Annotated in this window: 12 protein-coding genes; 3 read left to right on the forward strand and 9 right to left on the reverse strand. The window is 65.9% G+C overall.

Features of this window, described 5'->3' with window-relative positions:
* The first annotated feature begins 60 nt into the window (after positions 1-60).
* Positions 61-1,419: a DNA recombination protein RmuC gene (rmuC, locus tag ACVWZ5_RS09155; protein ID WP_167388423.1), complete on the forward strand. Its 1,359-nt coding sequence runs from the start codon at positions 61-63 to the stop codon at positions 1,417-1,419.
* Here rmuC and ACVWZ5_RS09160 read toward each other — a convergent pair.
* Positions 1,391-4,867, reverse strand: a complete 3,477-nt coding sequence (locus tag ACVWZ5_RS09160; protein WP_062573160.1) for a hybrid sensor histidine kinase/response regulator — start codon at positions 4,865-4,867, stop codon at positions 1,391-1,393. The two genes, rmuC and ACVWZ5_RS09160, sit on opposite strands and share 29 nt — an antisense overlap.
* Positions 4,868-4,998: 131 nt before the next feature.
* The gene (locus ACVWZ5_RS09165) at positions 4,999-6,189 is read right to left on the reverse strand and encodes an MFS transporter (protein ID WP_084941739.1); all 1,191 of its coding nucleotides are present in this window, start codon (positions 6,187-6,189) and stop codon (positions 4,999-5,001) included.
* 159 nt (positions 6,190-6,348) lie between these two features.
* Between ACVWZ5_RS09165 and ACVWZ5_RS09170 the strand changes: the two genes are divergently transcribed.
* Together ACVWZ5_RS09170 and ACVWZ5_RS09175 are read left to right on the forward strand one after the other, a co-directional pair.
* Positions 6,349-7,488 (forward strand): TDT family transporter, encoded by a 1,140-nt coding sequence (locus ACVWZ5_RS09170; protein WP_028690880.1) that lies wholly within the window; start codon positions 6,349-6,351, stop codon positions 7,486-7,488.
* 129 nt (positions 7,489-7,617) lie between these two features.
* Entirely contained in the window at positions 7,618-9,492 is a 1,875-nt protein-coding gene (locus ACVWZ5_RS09175; protein ID WP_062573163.1) for an MFS transporter, read from the forward strand.
* A 16-nt stretch (positions 9,493-9,508) separates the two neighbouring features.
* On the opposite strand, the gene sugE is transcribed toward ACVWZ5_RS09175, so the two are convergent.
* The 7 genes from sugE to ACVWZ5_RS09210 all read right to left on the reverse strand — a co-directional run bounded on the left by sugE (position 9,509) and on the right by ACVWZ5_RS09210 (position 15,305).
* Positions 9,509-9,826: a quaternary ammonium compound efflux SMR transporter SugE gene (sugE, locus tag ACVWZ5_RS09180; protein WP_028690878.1), complete on the reverse strand. Its 318-nt coding sequence runs from the start codon at positions 9,824-9,826 to the stop codon at positions 9,509-9,511.
* Positions 9,827-10,007: 181 nt separating this feature from the next.
* Entirely contained in the window at positions 10,008-10,661 is a 654-nt protein-coding gene (locus ACVWZ5_RS09185; protein WP_028690877.1) for an HAD family hydrolase, read from the reverse strand.
* A gap of 13 nt (positions 10,662-10,674) precedes the next feature.
* A complete protein-coding gene (locus ACVWZ5_RS09190; RefSeq protein ID WP_062573164.1) occupies positions 10,675-11,664 on the reverse strand; it encodes an ABC transporter ATP-binding protein in 990 nt (329 codons plus the stop codon).
* Position 11,665: 1 nt separating this feature from the next.
* Positions 11,666-12,460, reverse strand: coding sequence for an ABC transporter permease (locus ACVWZ5_RS09195; RefSeq protein WP_062361447.1), 795 nt, complete (start codon positions 12,458-12,460; stop codon positions 11,666-11,668).
* Positions 12,450-13,289 carry an ABC transporter permease gene (locus tag ACVWZ5_RS09200; protein WP_062573165.1) on the reverse strand — a complete coding sequence of 280 codons (840 nt, stop codon included), beginning with the start codon at positions 13,287-13,289 and terminating at the stop codon, positions 12,450-12,452. Before ACVWZ5_RS09200 ends, ACVWZ5_RS09195 begins: the two co-directional genes overlap by 11 nt.
* Positions 13,286-14,092 carry an alkaline phosphatase family protein gene (locus tag ACVWZ5_RS09205; protein WP_028690873.1) on the reverse strand — a complete coding sequence of 269 codons (807 nt, stop codon included), beginning with the start codon at positions 14,090-14,092 and terminating at the stop codon, positions 13,286-13,288. The genes ACVWZ5_RS09200 and ACVWZ5_RS09205 overlap by 4 nt, the downstream gene beginning before the upstream one ends.
* Positions 14,093-14,246: 154 nt before the next feature.
* Entirely contained in the window at positions 14,247-15,305 is a 1,059-nt protein-coding gene (locus tag ACVWZ5_RS09210; protein WP_062573166.1) for an ABC transporter substrate-binding protein, read from the reverse strand.
* Positions 15,306-15,428: the final 123 nt, after the last annotated feature.

A 15,428-nucleotide genomic window follows, 5' to 3' on the forward strand; every position in this document is an offset into this window, starting at 1 on the left:
TGCCTGGGCTGGGTCATGCAGGTTCAGCGCGGACAGGGGGCGCGCAAGGCCGAGCAGGCCTTGCTCGAAGAGCGCCTGAATGCCGCCCAGCTGACCCAGGCCGGCCTCCAGGCCCAGCTGGAGGCCAGTCGCGACGAGATCAGCGACCTCAGCGAGGCCAACACCATCAAGCAGACCCAGCTGGCCGCCCAAGGCAGGGAACTGGAGCTGCTGCAGATCGACCGCGACAACGCCCGTGACGCCGCCCATGCTTGGCACCTGGAGCGCGCCAACCGCGAGGCGGAGCTGCGCCGTCTCGAGGCCCAGGCTGCACGCCTGGAAGCCGAGCTGCGTGAACAGCAGGAGAGCCACCAGCAACGCCTCGAGGACCTGCAGGAAGCCCGCGACACCCTGCGCGCGCAGTTCGCCGACCTTGCCACCAAGATCTTCGACGAGCGCGAGCAACGCTTCGCCCAGACCAGCCAGCAGCACCTGGGCCAGTTGCTCGACCCGCTCAAGGAGCGTATCCAGGCGTTCGAGAAGCGCGTCGAGGAAAGCTACCAGCAGGAGGCCCGCGAGCGCTTCTCCCTGGGCAAGGAACTCGAGCGCCTGCAGCAGCTCAACCTGCGCCTGTCCGACGAGGCCACCAACCTTACCCAGGCGCTCAAGGGCCAGAAGACCCAGGGCAACTGGGGCGAACTGATCCTGGAGCGGGTGCTGGAGCACGCGGGCCTCGAAAAGGGCCGCGAATACCAGACCCAGGTCAGCCTGCGCAGCGCCGATGGCGAGCGCTTCCAGCCCGATGTGCTGATCATGCTGCCGGGCGACAAGCAGGTGGTGGTGGATGCCAAGGTCAGCCTGACGGCCTACCAGCAGTTCGTCGGCAACAACGACGAAGCCGCGCTCAAGCAGCACGTACAGTCGCTGCGCAATCACGTCAAGGGCTTGTCCAGCAAGGATTACAGCCGCCTTGAGGGCTTGCACAGCCTCGACTTCGTGCTGCTGTTCGTGCCCATCGAGGCGGCCTTCTCGGCGGCGCTGCAGGCCGAGCCCAACCTGTTCCAGGAGGCCTTTGACCGACAGATCGTGATCGTCAGCCCGACCACCTTGCTCGCCACCCTGCGGGTGATCGACAGCCTGTGGAAGCAGGAACGCCAGGGGCAGAACGCCCGCGAGATCGCCGAGCGCGCCGGCTGGCTGTACGACAAGTTCGTGCTGTTCATCCAGGACCTGGACGAGCTCGGCGCACGCCTCGCCCAGGTGGACAAGGCCTACGCCGCGGCACGCAACAAGCTGTGCGAGGGGCGCGGCAACCTGGTCAGCCGCAGCGAGCAGCTCAAGCTGCTCGGCGCCCGGGCCAGCAAGAGCCTGCCGGCCGATCTGATCGAGCGCGCCCTCACCGACGAGGCGCTTACTGAACCAGGCTCAGATGCCGATTGAGCAGGGCGCGCAGGGCTGCCGGCTTGACCGGCTTGGCCAGGTAGTCGAGACCTGCGGCATGCACCAGGGCGATGGTCTCGTTGCGCCCGTCGGCGCTGATCACTACCCCGGGCACCGGCTCGCCCAGGCGTGTCCGTAGCCAGCCCATCAGCCCGGTGCCAGTCTCGCCGTCATCCAGGTGGTAGTCCACCAGCGCCAGGTGCGGGCGCAGGCCCTTGCCGAGCAGGGCCTCGCATTCGGCCTGGTTGCGCGCGGTCCACACCTGACAACCCCAACGGCTGAGCAGGCTGTTCATGCCGATCAGGATGCTGTCCTCGTTGTCCACGCACAATACCTGCAGCCCGGCCAGGGGCTGCCCGGCCTGCTCCACGGGGGCGGGCGTCGCGGGCGCGGGGCTGTGGGCGATGGGCACGCTGACGCGGAACACGCTGCCCTTGCCCGGCCAGGAGCGTACCTCAAGCGGGTGCCCGAGAACCCGGCACAGGCCGTCGGCGATCGCCAGGCCCAGGCCCAGGCCTTTCTCGGCGCGGGTCTGGTGGCTGTCCAGGCGCTTGAACTCCTGGAAGATCACCTGCAGCTTGTCGTCGGCGATGCCCGGGCCACGGTCCCACACCTCCAGCCACAGGCGTCCACTTTGTCGCCGCGCACCCAGCAGCAGCGGGCTCTTGCCGTAGCGCAGGGCGTTGGTGAGGAAGTTCTGCAGCACCCGGCGCAGCAGTTTCATGTCGCTGTCCACCCGCAGGCGGCTGCCGCGCAGGCGGAACTCCAGGCCCTTCTCGGCGGCCAGCACCTTGAACTCGGCGCCGAGGGTGTCAAACAACTCGTTGAGGGCGAAGGGCTTGATGTCGGGGGTGACCTTGCCGTTCTCCAGGCGCGAGATGTCGAGCAGGTCGCTGATCAGCTCCTCGGCCGAGCGCAGCGAGCTGTCCATGTGCTGCACCAGTTGCCGGGCTTCGTCGTTCATGGCCTCGGCCTGCTGCGACAGGGCGGCGGAGAACAGCCGGGCAGCGTTGAGCGGCTGCATCAGGTCGTGGCTGACGGCGGCGAGGAAGCGGGTCTTGGACTGGCTGACCGCCTCGGCGCGGCTCTTGGCCTCGGTCAGCGCCTGGTTGAGTTGTGACAGTTCGTGGGTGCGCTCGGCGACGCGTTGTTCAAGGCCTTCGTTGGCATCGCGCAGGGCCTGCTCGGCCTCGCGGAACGGGGTGATGTCTGTGAAGCTCATGACGAAGCCGCCGCCGGGCATCGGGTTGCCGATCAGCTCGATCACCCGGCCATTGGGGAACAGCCGTTCGGAGGAGTGGGCGCGACCCTGGCGCATCCAGTGCAGGCGCCGCGCCACATGCACCTGAGCCTCGCCCGGCCCGCACAGGCCGCGCTCGGCGTTGTAGCGAATGATATCGGCGATCGGCCGGCCGACGCTGATCAACCCGTCGGGGTAGTTGAACAGCTCCAGGTAGCGGCGGTTCCAGGCCACCAGGCGCAGGTTCTGGTCGACCACGCTGATGCCTTGGTTGATGTTCTCGATGGCGCCCTGCAGCAGCGCGCGGTTGAACTGCAGTACCTCGCTGGCTTCGTCGGCGATGCGCACCACGTCCTCGAGCTGCATGTCGCGGCCTTCGATGGCGGCCTTGACCACGGCGCGGGTCGAGGAGGTGCCGAGCACGCCGGCCAGCAGCCGCTCGGTGTGCTCGATCCAGTCGCCGTCGGCGTTCTGGTTGGGGTTGAAGCCCTTGCCCTGGCGGTAGGCGAAGCGGATGAAGCTTTGCCGGGCGCGCTCCTCGCCGACGAAGCGCGCGGCGAGCTTGAGCAGGTCGTCGATCTGCACCGCCAGCAGGGGTTTGCTGGAGGGACGGGCGCTGGTCTGCTGGCCGATGAAGCGCCCGGCCTGCCAGTGTTCGGAAACCCGTGTACGGGACAGGATCGAGACCCAGGCGAACAGGGTGAAGTTGCCCGCCAGCGACAGCACCACGCCCTGGGTGAGCGGGGTGATCGGCAGGTTGAGCGGGTTGCCGTGCAGCCAGGCCAGCCCCGGGAACAGCTGCAGCGACCAACCCAGGCTGTGGGCGGCGATCGGCAGCACCAGGGTGTAGAACCACAGGAAGATGCCGGCGGCCAGGCCCGCGAACACGCCGCGGCGGTTGGCCTGCTTCCAGTACAGCGCGCCGAGCATCGCCGGGGTCAGCTGGGTCACCGCGGCGAAGGCGATCTGGCCGATGGTCGCCAGGCTCGCGGTGGAGCCAAGCAGGCGGTAGCTGACGTAGGCCAGCAGCAGGATGACGACGATGGTCACCCGTCGCACCGAGAGCATCCAGTGGCGGAACACCTCGAACGGCCGCTCGGCGTTGTTGCGCCGCAGCAGCCAGGGCAGCAGCATGTCGTTGGAGACCATGGTCGACAGCGCCACGGCCTCGACGATGACCATGCCGGTGGCCGCCGAGGCGCCGCCGATGAACGCCAGCAGGGCCAGGCTCGGGTGGGCCTCGGCCAGCGGCAGGCTGATCACGAACGAGTCGGAAATCACCGTGCCCGGCAGCAGCATCTGCCCGGCCAGGGCGATGGGCACCACGAACAGCGCGGCCAGGGCCAGGTACAGCGGGAACACCCAGCGGGCCAGGCGCATGTCCTGGGGCTCGATGTTTTCCACCACGGTGACGTGGAACTGCCGGGGCAGGCAGATGATCGCCATCATCGCCACGGCGGTCTGCACCACCATCGACGGCCAGTTGATCGTCTCTTCCCAGTAGTCGCTCAGGTGCACCGACTGCCGCGCCTGGGTGAACAGGTCGTCGAAGCCGTCATACAGGTTGAACACCACGAAGGCGCCCACGGCAAGGAAGGCCAGCAGCTTGACCAGCGATTCGAAGGCAATCGCCAGGACCATGCCGCGGTGGTGCTCGGTGACGTCCAGGCTGCGGGTGCCGAAGACGATGGCGAACAGCGCCAGCACCAGCGACACCACCAGTGCGGTGTCCTGCACCCGGCTGCCGGTGGCATCGGCGTTGGCGCCGATCAACAGGTTCACCCCCAGCACGATGCCCTTGAGCTGCAGGGCGATGTACGGCAGCACCCCGACCAGGCAGATCAGTGCCACCACCACCGCCAGGGTCTGCGACTTGCCATAGCGGGCAGCGATGAAGTCGGCGATCGAGGTGATGTTCTGCTGTTTGCTGATGAGCACCATCTTCTGCAGCACCCAGGGCGCGAAGATCAGCAACAGCACAGGCCCCAGGTAGATGGGCAGGAACGCCCAAAGCTGCTCGGCGGCCTGGCCGACGGCGCCGAAGAAGGTCCAGCTGGTGCAGTACACCGCCAGCGAAAGGCTGTACACCCAGGCGCGCAGGCGCGGCGGCAACGGCGTGCTGCGGCGGTCGCCATAGAAGGCGATGGCGAACATGATGGCCATGTAGGCCAGGGCGACCACGGCGATCAGCCCGCTGGACAACGACATGCAAACTCCGGAGCAAAAAATGAAACGCGGTCACGATCAATCAGTCTGGCACGCAGGGCGCGGTTCGTCAGCGCCGACGATGGTCGCAGTGGCAGGACGTCGCAGGGCCCGCGATCGGCCGGTATTGCCAACTAAGGCTGGCGGGCGGTGCGTGTTCCCAGCCAGTAGAACACCGCCGCCAGCATCACCGAGCCGATCAACAGATAGAACACCGTCACCGGCACCACATGCCCCAGTGCCAGGCCTACCAGGATCGGCCCGAGCCCAGCGCCCAGGTTGGAGAGGTTCTGCGCGCCATAATAAACCCCGCGCAGATGCTCCGGCGCAATCAGGTCGATGAACATGAACTCGGCCGGAATCACGATGATCTCGCCCAGGGTGAACACCAGCATGGCCAGGCACCACGCCGGCGCCGAAGCAGCCACGGAGAACCCCAGCAACCCGGCAGCGAACATGGCCATGCCAGCCATCAGCCAGGGCATCAGGTGCTGACGGGTGATGCGTCGGCCGATCAGGTATTGCAGGCCGATCACTGCCAGGGCATTGGTGGTTACCAGGTAGCCGGCCAGGCGCGCCACCTCGGCGGGATCGTTCAGGGTCACCACCAGGTACTGCGAAAGGTAGGCGGTGAACTGGCCGAACACCATGGCACTGAGCGCGCCGCCCAGGGTGAAGCACACCAGGCGCCGGTCGCGCAGCATGCCCAGGGCGACCTGGGCGAAGCCCGCTGCCGGCCGGTCCGCGCGCAGGCTCAGCAAGCTGCGTTCGCCAAGGCGGTAATAGACCAGGCTCAGGCCGAGGCCGATCAGGGCCGAAACCACGAACGGCAGGTGGTCGTCCGCCTCGATCAGCAGCACCCCAAGCATCGGCCCCGCGGCCCAGGCGATGTTGTTGAAGGTGTACTTGATGGCGAATACTTCGCCGCGTCGGTTCTCTGCCAGCAAGGCGCAGAACCCGGCCTTGGCGGCAATGTCGACCACGGTCTGGGCCAGGTAGGCCACCACCAGGAAGCAGAAGAACAGCGCAGCCGAAGTGCTGGCCACGATGCCGACGAAGGCCAGGGCGAACACCGAGGTGCAGGCGACGATCAGCGTATGACTGCGCAGGGTGTCGACCAGGTGTCCGCCATAGAGGCTGAGCATTGATGCCAGGAGCATCGCGCCGCCGACCAGCAGGCCGGTCTGGCCGACCGACAGGCCCAGGTGCGTTGACAGGTACACCACCAGATAGGGCAGGGTGATCGCCCGGGCCATGGTCAAGGTGAAGGTGGTGAACAACAGCAGGCGAACCGCAGCGGGGTAGCCTTTAAGGGCGCGGAGCATCGACCGATCCTTGTCATTGTCAGCGGTCAAGCATATGTCAGGTGCCGGCCTGGCTGCTATATCTTTAAAATCGATAACAGATAGAGAAATTACCCGTTATATAGATATTCTTTGCAGGCATAAGATATCTCTACCTTACACAAGGCCAGGAGACACCTTATGCCATGCACCCAGACCCGCGCGCCTTCCTGGCGCCCGTTCAGCCAATTGGCCCACCCCCGCGAAGTGATCCGCCAGTTCACCCCCAACTGGTTCGCCGCGACCATGGGTACCGGCGTGCTGGCCCTGGCCTTTCATCAAGTCCAGGTGCCGGGGTTGGACAGCGTGGCCGAGGGCCTTTGGTGGCTGACCATCGGCCTGTTTACCCTGTTCTGCGTCCTGTACGGCGCCCGTTGGGTAATGTTCTTCGATGAGGCGCGGCGGATTTTCGCGCACTCCACCGTGTCGATGTTCTTCGGCACCATCCCCATGGGGCTGGCCACCATCCTCAACGGCGCCCTGGTGTTCGGCATGGCGCGCTGGGGTGAGGCCGTGGTGCCGTGGGTTGAAATGCTTTGGTGGCTGGACGTGGGCCTGGCGCTGCTGTGCGGCGTGGCCATTCCCTACCTGATGTTCACCCGCCAGGAGCACAGCATCGACCAGATGACCGCGGTGTGGTTGCTGCCGGTGGTGGCTGCTGAAGTCGCCGCCGCCAGCGGCGGGCTGCTGGCGCCGCACCTGGTGGATATGCACCGGCAATTCCTGGTGGTAATCACCAGCTATGTGATGTGGGCGGTGTCGTTGCCGGTAGCGTTCAGCATCCTCACCATCCTGATGCTGCGCATGGCCCTGCATAAACTGCCGCCGGCGAACATGGCCGCTTCCAGTTGGCTGGCGCTAGGCCCGATCGGTACCGGCGCGCTGGGCATGCTGGTGCTCGGCGGCGATGCCCCTGCAGTGTTCGCCGCCAATGGCCTTGGCGGCCTCGGCGAGGTGGCACACGGGTTGGGCCTGGTGGCCGGCATCGTGCTGTGGGGCGCGGGGTTGTGGTGGTTGCTGACAGCGGTGCTGATCACCTTGCGCTACATGCGCCAGGGCATGCCGTTCAACCTGGGCTGGTGGGGGTTCACCTTCCCGCTGGGGGTGTACTGCCTGGCCACGTTGAAACTGGCTGCCTGGCTGGAGTTGGGCTTCTTCACTGTGTTCGGCCAGGTGCTGGTGGTGGCGCTGGCGCTGCTCTGGCTGCTGGTGGCCAGCCGGACCCTGCGCGGGGCCTGGCGCGGCGAGCTGTTTGTGTCGCCATGCATCGCGCAGTCTTGAGGGTGATCCAGTAGGGGCGGCTTGCCCGCTCCTACAAGTTCCTTGTGCCTATGGACATTCCCGTGCAGATTTGTGGCTTATCACGCTGTACGTGCCTCCAATGACAAAGCCCAACCAGGTACAAGGACGATGAGTCACCCCTCGCAATTCACCCTGCTCGGCAAACGGCGCTTCCTGCCGTTCTTCATTACCCAGTCGCTGGGCGCCTTCAACGACAACCTGTTCAAGCAGTCGCTGATCCTGGCGATCCTCTACAAGCTGAGCCTGGAAGGCGACCGCTCGATCTGGGTCAACCTCTGCGCCTTGCTGTTCATCCTGCCGTTCTTCCTGTTCTCGGCACTGGCCGGGCAGTTCGGCGAGAAGTTCGCCAAGGACCGGCTGATCCGTGCGATCAAGTTGGCCGAGATCGTCATCATGGCCATCGGCGCGACCGGTTTCGTCACCCACCATCTGGAGTTGATGCTGGTGGCGCTGTTCGCCATGGGCACCCACTCGGCGCTGTTCGGCCCGGTAAAGTACTCGATCCTGCCCCAGGCCCTGCGCGAGGAGGAATTGGTGGGCGGCAACGGCCTGGTGGAGATGGGCACCTTCCTGGCGATCCTGGCCGGCACCATCGGTGCCGGGGTGCTGATGTCCTCCAGCCAGTACGCGGTACTGGCTGCCGCCGGGGTGGTAGGCACCGCCGTGCTGGGCTATCTGGCCAGCCGCTGGATCCCTCGCGCCGCCGCGGCCGCACCGCAGATGACGCTGGACTGGAACATCTTCAAGCAGTCCTGGCTGACCCTGCGCCTGGGCCTTGGCCAGACCCCGGCGGTGTCGCGCTCGATTGTCGGCAACTCGTGGTTCTGGTTCGTCGGTGCCATCTACCTCACGCAGATCCCGGCCTACGCCAAGGACTGGCTGCACGGCGACGAGACCGTGGTGACCCTGGTGCTGACCCTGTTCTCGGTGGGCATCGCCGTCGGTTCGCTGCTGTGCGAGCGCTTGAGCGGACGCAAGGTGGAGATCGGCCTGGTGCCGTTCGGCTCGTTCGGCCTGACCCTGTTCGGCCTGCTCTGGTGGTGGCATTCGGGGGATGTGCCGGTCGGCGTCGTGCCCCATGACTGGCTGGCGTTGCTGGGCATGGGCCAGGCCTGGTGGATCATGCTGTCGATCGTTGGCCTGGGCATCTTCGGCGGCTTCTACATCGTGCCACTGTACGCGCTGATCCAGGCACGCACGCCGGAAGACCAGCGGGCCCGGGTGATTGCCGCCAACAACATCCTCAACGCGCTGTTCATGGTGGTGTCGGCGATCATCACCATCGTCCTGCTGAGCCTGGCCAAGCTGAGCATCCCGCAGCTGTTCCTGGTGGTGTCTTTGCTCAATATCGCGGTCAACGCCTACATCTTCCGCATCGTGCCGGAATTCACCATGCGCTTCCTGATCTGGCTGCTCAGCCACTCGATGTACCGGGTCGAGCACCGCGAGCTGCAGCGCATTCCCGATGAGGGCGCGGCGCTGCTGGTGTGCAACCATGTGTCGTTCGTCGATGCGCTGCTGATCGGTGGGGCGATCCGCCGGCCGATCCGTTTCGTCATGTACTACAAGATCTATAACCTGCCGGTGCTCAATTTCGTGTTCCGCACCGCCGGCGCCATCCCCATCGCCGGGCGTGGCGAGGACGAGGCCACCTACGAGCGCGCCTTCGCCCGTATCGCCCAGTACCTGGCCGACGGCGAGCTGGTGTGCATCTTCCCCGAAGGCAAGCTGAGTTCGGACGGTGAGATCGATGTGTTCAAGGGCGGGGTGAACCGCATCCTGCAGGAGACGCCGGTGCCGGTGATTCCGCTGGCGCTGCAGGGGCTGTGGGGCAGCTTCTTCAGTCGCGACCCGAACAAGGGCTTCTTCAAGCGCCTGTGGTCGCGGGTGACCCTGGTGGCCGGCGCCGCCATCCCGGTGGAGGCGGCGCAGCCCGAGGCGCTGCGCGAGCAGGTGAGCCTGCTGCGCGGCGACGTTCGCTAAGGGAAACGGAGGGAGGTCAGCTGGCGCTGACCTTCAGGCCGACCAGGCCGGTGATGATCAGGGCGACACTGGCCAGGCGGATCAGCGCCATGGATTCGCCGAACAGGATGATCCCGGCGATCACCGTGCCGACCGCGCCGACCCCGGTCCAGATGGCATAGGCAGTGCCCAGCGGCAGTTCTTTCATGGCCAGGCCCAGCAGGCCGAGGCTGATGACCATGGCGCCGACGGTGAGGATGGTGGGCAGGGGGCGGGTGAAGCCGTCGGTGTACTTGAGGCCGACAGCCCAGCCGACTTCGAACAGGCCGGCGAAGAACAGGATGATCCAGGACATGGTAAGTCTCCATCGATTCAATGATGGGGCCGTCCCCGGTATGTTCACGCACAGCGTCGTGAGGCCGTCCTCACAGTGCGCACTATACTGCACATTTGCCGCGGGCGAGGCAAGCGTGACGGATCAATGGTGCTTGTACCGGCCATCGTCACTGGCTGGCCGGTACGCATGTACACCTACGTCAAGACCAGCTCAGGATGGGCCAGCCATTGGTCTGCGCATGCTCGCGCAGCACCGGGTCCGGGTTCACCACGTGCGGGTGATCGACCTTCAGCAGCAGCGGCAGGTCGTTGCGTGAATCCGAGTAGAAACTCGCGCCCTCCAGGTTTTCCTGTTCCTGGTCCAGCCACTCCAGCAGGCGGGTGATCTTGCCTTCGCGGTAGGTGAGCACGCCGTGGGTCTTGCCGGTGAACACGCCGTTGACCGCCTCCAGCTCGATGGCCAGGTACTCGTCGACGCCCAGGCGCGCCGCGATCGGTCCGACCAGGTGGGTGCCGCTGGCCGAAATGATCAGGATCCGGTCGCCGCGCTTGCGGTGTTCGGCGATGCAACGGCAGGCGTCGCCGTAGATGATCGGCTCGATCACATCCTCCACCCAGGGCTCGACCAGGTGCTCGACCTCTTCCAGGGTACGCCCGGCGATGGGCTCCAGGCTGAAGGCCATGTAGTCCTCCATCGCCAGGTGGCCCTTGCCGTAGGCTTCCATCAGCTCGTGGTCGCGCTTGAGGAAAGCCTTGCCGTCCACCCAGCCCAGCCGCGCCATCTGCTCGCTCCAAAGCGACGCGCAGTCGCCGTGGATCAGGGTTTCGTCCAGATCGAAGATTGCCAGTGCCATGCGTTGATGCTCCTTAGGCCACTTCCCGTAGCGCCGTGGGGTCGATCGACAAGGATACCCGCTGCCCGTCCGCGTGCAGGTCGGCCGCGCAGCGATTGAGCACATCCACCACCAGTTCCACGCCGCGCACCTGCACCCGGTAGCGGATGACGTTGCCCAGCAGGCTGTGGCTGCGGATCTCGCCGTCGAGCTCACCGTTCAGGCCCAGGGTGATCGACTCCGGGCGGATTGCCAGGCGTGCGCTGACCGGGCGTTGCAGCAGGCGGCTGGCGCTGTCGGCGTCGAGCAGGTTGTAGTTGCCGATGAAGCCCGCGGCGAACAGGTCCACGGGCGCGGTGTAGAGGGTCTCGGCATCGCCGCTCTGGACGATGCGGCCCTGGTTCATCAGGACGATGCGGTCCGACATGGTCAGCGCCTCTTCCTGGTCGTGGGTGACGAAGATGGTGGTCAGCCCCAGCTCGCGCTGGATGGCGCGGATCTGCTCGCGCAGGTGCTTGCGGATGCGCGCATCCAGCGCCGACAGCGGCTCGTCGAGCAGCAGCAGGCGCGGGCGGGTGACCAGCGAGCGGGCCAGGGCCACGCGTTGGCACTGGCCGCCGGACAGCTGGTGCGGGTAGCGCCCGGCGAAGCTGCCCAGCTCGACCAGGTCGAGTACTTGGCGCACCCGCGCCTGGCTCTCGTCGGCCTTGACCTTCTGCATGCGCAGGCCGAAGGCGACGTTCTGTTCCACGGTCATGTTGGGGAACAGCGCGTAGCTCTGGAACACCATGCCGATGCCACGCTTCTGCGGGCTCAATGGCACGATGTCCTGGCCGTCGAGCAGGATCCGCCCGCTGTCCACCGGGGTCAGCCCGGCGATGCAGCGCAGCAGCGTGGACTTGCCGCAGCCGGAGGGGCCGAGCAGGGTGACGAACTCGCCGCGCTCGATCTGGCAGTCGATGTTCTCGAACACCGGGCTGCCGGCGTAGCTCTTTTGCAGTTTCTGTACGCTGACGAAGCTCATGTCAGGTCTTGTCCTTGTTCAGGCGGTTGGCGACCCAGGTCAGCACCAGCACGAAGGCGAAGTAGGAGATGACCAGCGCGCTGTTGAAGTGGCCGCTGCTGTTGCGCATGTTGTTCAGGTACACCTGCAGGGTCTCGTAGCGGGTGCCCACCAGCAGGTTGGCGAACACGAACTCGCCGAACAGGAACGAGAACGACAGCAGCAGCGCCACCATCAGGCCCTTGCGCAGGTTGGGCAGTACCACCAGGAACGCCGCCTGCCAGGTGCTGGCGCCGAGCAGCTGGGCGGCGTCCATCAGGTCGCGCAGGTTGATGGCCTGCAGGTTGTTGGTGATGGCCCGGTACATGAACGGCAGGGCGATGGTGAAGTAGCAGCCGATCAGGATCCATGGCGTGCCGACCATGGCCATCGGCCCGCTGCCGTACAGCTGCAGCAGGCCCACCGACGACACCACCGGCGGCACGGCGAACGGCAGCAGGATGAGGACGTTCATCAGCGCGTCGAGCTTGGGGAAGTGGTAGTGGACCACGAACAGCAACGGCAGGATCAGCAGCACCGACAGCAGCAGCGCGCCGACGCATACCAGCAGCGACTGGCCGAAGGCGGCGAGAAAGCGCGGCTCGCTCCACAGCGCGACGTACCACTTGAAGGTCAGACCGCTGGGCAGCAGGGTCGCCGACCAACTGGTGGCCAACGAGTAGAGCAGGGTGCCGGCCAGCGGCAGCAGCAGGATCAGGAACAGCAGGTACACCACCACGCGGTGGTAGAGCCCGCCAGCGTTGTTTTCAGCGCGCATGGTAGCTCCTCTTGAGCAGCCATTGATGGACCACCGTGACCACGGTCATCAGGCCCACCAGCACCATCGCCAGGGCGCTGGCCAGGTTCGGGTCGAGGCTGATGTCGCCAGCCACCAGGCCCGCGATGCGGATCGGCAGCACGTTGAAGTTGCCGGTGGTCAGGGCGTACACAGTGGCGTAGGCGCCGAGGGCGTTGGCCAGCAGGATGACGAAGGTGCCGAGCAGCGCCGGGGTCAGAACCGGCAGGCCGATATGCCGCCAGAACTGCCAGTGGCTGGCGCCGAGCAGTGCGGCGGACTCGCGCCAGTCCTCGCGCAGGGCGTCGAAGGCCGGGTAGAGCAGCAGCACGCCCAGGGGGATCTGGAAGTAGGTGTACACCAGGATCAGGCCGGTCTTGGAGTAGATGCTGAAGTCGCCGAGCAGGCCCATCTGCTTGAGCAGCAGCGTCAGTGCGCCATTGAAACCGAGCAGGATGATGAAGGCGAACGCCAGGGGCACGCCGGCGAAATTGCTGGTCATGTTGGCGAAGGCGCTGACGAAGTCGCGCAGTTTCGAGTCGACCTGGCGCAGTGAATAGGCGCCCAGGGTGGCGATGACGATGCCGAACAGGCTCGACCAGAAGCTGATCTCCAGGCTGCGTTGCAACGCCTGCAGGTAGAACTTCGAGGCGAAGACCTTGCTGAAGTTGGCCAGGCCCCAGCCGCTTTCGCCCTGCAGGCTGTTGAGGGCGACCCAGGCCAGCGGCGCGACCTGGAAGATGATGAAGAACACGGCGAACGGCAGCAGGCAGAGCAGGGCCAGGTAGCGGCCGCGATGGCTTGCATTCACTTGAGCAGCTCCCGGCAGACCGGTTTGTCGTGGGCGGCGCCGAGCAGCTCGCAGATCGTGCCGCACAGCTCGGTCTGCAACGGCTTGGCCGCGGGATCGAGGCTGAACGCCTCGCCGAACACGAACAGCGGCACTTCGCGTTCCTCGGCCAGCAGGCCGTTGTGCGAGCGGTCGTTGTTCATGCCGTGGTCGGCGGTGACCAGCACCTGGTAGCCCTCTTCGAGCCAGCGCGGCAGGTAGTCGGCCAGCAGGATGTCGGCGCTGCGGGCGGCGTTGCGGTACTGGCTGCTGTCCAGGCCGTGGCGGTGGCCGGCGTCGTCGATGTTCATCGGGTGCACCAGCAGGAAGTTCGGCGCATGGCGGCGGCGCAGGTATTCGGCGTCGGCCAGCAGGTGCGAGTCGGGGTAGTGGTCTGCGTAGTAGAACAGGCCGTGCTGGATCGGCAGCTTCGGTGCGTGGGTATGGCGGTCGCGCAGGGGGTCGAAGGGTGAGCGGTTGTACAGCTCGCTCATCCAGTGATAGGCCGCGGCGGCAGTGCCCAGGCCGGCCTCGCGGGCGTAGTGGAACACGCTGCGCTGGTTGGACAGGCGGTTGACGTTGTTATGGACGATGCCGCTGTCGATCGGCGGCACGCCGGTGAGGATGCATTCGTACAGCGGTCGCGACAGTGACGGCAGCTCGCACTCCACCCGGTACAGCGCGGCGCGGTCGGCCTCGACGTAGGCGTGCAGGTGGCCCATGGCATGGTGCGCGACCTGGTGGTTGAGGCCGTCGAGCAGGACCAGGATGACGTTGTGGTTCATTTATGACTCCGAAAAAGCGGGGAGGGCTTTGCCCTCCTTTCGCGACGCAAGGCCGCTCCCACAGAGGTAGTGCAAACCTCTGGGGCGACGTGGGCCCTGTGGGAGCGGCCTTGCGTCGCGATGGGCTGCGCAGCTGCCCCGGGTTGGCCCAGCCTTACTCCATCTCGATGATCACCTGCTCCTGCCACTTCTGCGGCAGGGCCTTGGAGGTCGCTTCCCAGGCTTCGGCGTTCTTGATCGGCTGGGCGGCCTTGTACTGCTCGTTGGGCAGCAGCTTGGCCTGCACGTCCGCTGGCAGCTTCAGGTGCTCGGCGCGGATTGGCCGGGCGTGACCGATGGCCAGGTTGGTCTGCCCGGCATCGCTGAAGATGTACTCACGGGCAAGCTTGGCCGCGTTCGGGTGCTTGGCGTATTTGTTGATGATGGTGGTGTAGCCGGAGGTGATCGAGCCGTCCGATGGGATCAGCACCTCGAAGCGTTTCGGGTCGATCTGGTCGCGGTAGCTCAGGCCGTTGAAGTCCCATACCACGCCGACTTCCACCTCGCCCTTCTCGAGGGTCTGGATGGTCGGGTTGGCCAGCGACAGGCGCTTCTGCTGGGCCAGCTTGGTGAACAGCTGCAGGCCCGGCTCGATGTTGCTCTCGTCGCCCTTGTAGGCGATGGCGGCGGCGAGCACGCCGTTGGCGGCCTGGGCGGCGGTGCCGACGTCACCGATGGCGACCTTGTACTTGCCCTTTTCCAGGTCGTGCCAGGTGGTCGGGCGTTCGTCTTCCTTGACCAGGTCCTTGTTGATGATGAAGGCGATGGTGCCGGTGTAGGCCAGCGCCCAGTGGCCGTCCTGGTCCTTGGCCCACGCCGGCACCTGGTCCCAGGTGCTCGGCTTGTAGGCCTGGGTGACACCCTTGGCGACCGCGATCGGACCGAAGGCGGCGCCGACGTCGCCGATGTCGGCGCTGGCGTTGTCCTTCTCGGCGTCGAACTTGGCGATCTCCTGGGCCGAGCTCATGTCGGTGTCGCTGTGCTTGAGGCCGTATTTTTTCGCCAGGTCGTCCCAGGTGCCTTTCCAGTTGGCCCAGGCATCGGGCATGCCCACGCTGTTGACGGTGCCTTCCTTGCGGGCGGCGTCTTCAAGGGTCTTGAGGTCCTGGGCCATGGCCGAGGTGCAAAAAGCGATGGCCGAACCGAGCAGTGACGCCATGAACAACTTTTTCATCCGAAGCTCCTTTGGTGGGTGCCTTGCATTCGTTGTTATGAACAGAAGCGGTGCTTGCGAACCCCTGGTCTAGGTCAGCAAACCTTGAGCCAAGGTAGGCCTGTTGCGTGACAGTTTGATGTA

Source organism: Pseudomonas sp. TE6283 (assembly GCF_054060555.1).

What these genes read in the sequence shown, in the direction of transcription:
- ACVWZ5_RS09160 (WP_062573160.1), bottom strand. Translation starts at nt 4,867, where the DNA reads ATGTCGTTGTCCAGCGGGCTGATCGCCGTGGTCGCCCTGGCCTACATG.
- ACVWZ5_RS09165 (WP_084941739.1), bottom strand. Translation starts at nt 6,189, where the DNA reads ATGCTCCGCGCCCTTAAAGGCTACCCCGCTGCGGTTCGCCTGCTGTTG.
- ACVWZ5_RS09170 (WP_028690880.1), top strand. Translation starts at nt 6,349, where the DNA reads ATGCCATGCACCCAGACCCGCGCGCCTTCCTGGCGCCCGTTCAGCCAA.
- ACVWZ5_RS09175 (WP_062573163.1), top strand. Translation starts at nt 7,618, where the DNA reads ATGAGTCACCCCTCGCAATTCACCCTGCTCGGCAAACGGCGCTTCCTG.
- sugE (WP_028690878.1), bottom strand. Translation starts at nt 9,826, where the DNA reads ATGTCCTGGATCATCCTGTTCTTCGCCGGCCTGTTCGAAGTCGGCTGG.
- ACVWZ5_RS09185 (WP_028690877.1), bottom strand. Translation starts at nt 10,661, where the DNA reads ATGGCACTGGCAATCTTCGATCTGGACGAAACCCTGATCCACGGCGAC.
- ACVWZ5_RS09190 (WP_062573164.1), bottom strand. Translation starts at nt 11,664, where the DNA reads ATGAGCTTCGTCAGCGTACAGAAACTGCAAAAGAGCTACGCCGGCAGC.
- ACVWZ5_RS09195 (WP_062361447.1), bottom strand. Translation starts at nt 12,460, where the DNA reads ATGCGCGCTGAAAACAACGCTGGCGGGCTCTACCACCGCGTGGTGGTG.
- ACVWZ5_RS09205 (WP_028690873.1), bottom strand. Translation starts at nt 14,092, where the DNA reads ATGAACCACAACGTCATCCTGGTCCTGCTCGACGGCCTCAACCACCAG.
- ACVWZ5_RS09210 (WP_062573166.1), bottom strand. Translation starts at nt 15,305, where the DNA reads ATGAAAAAGTTGTTCATGGCGTCACTGCTCGGTTCGGCCATCGCTTTT.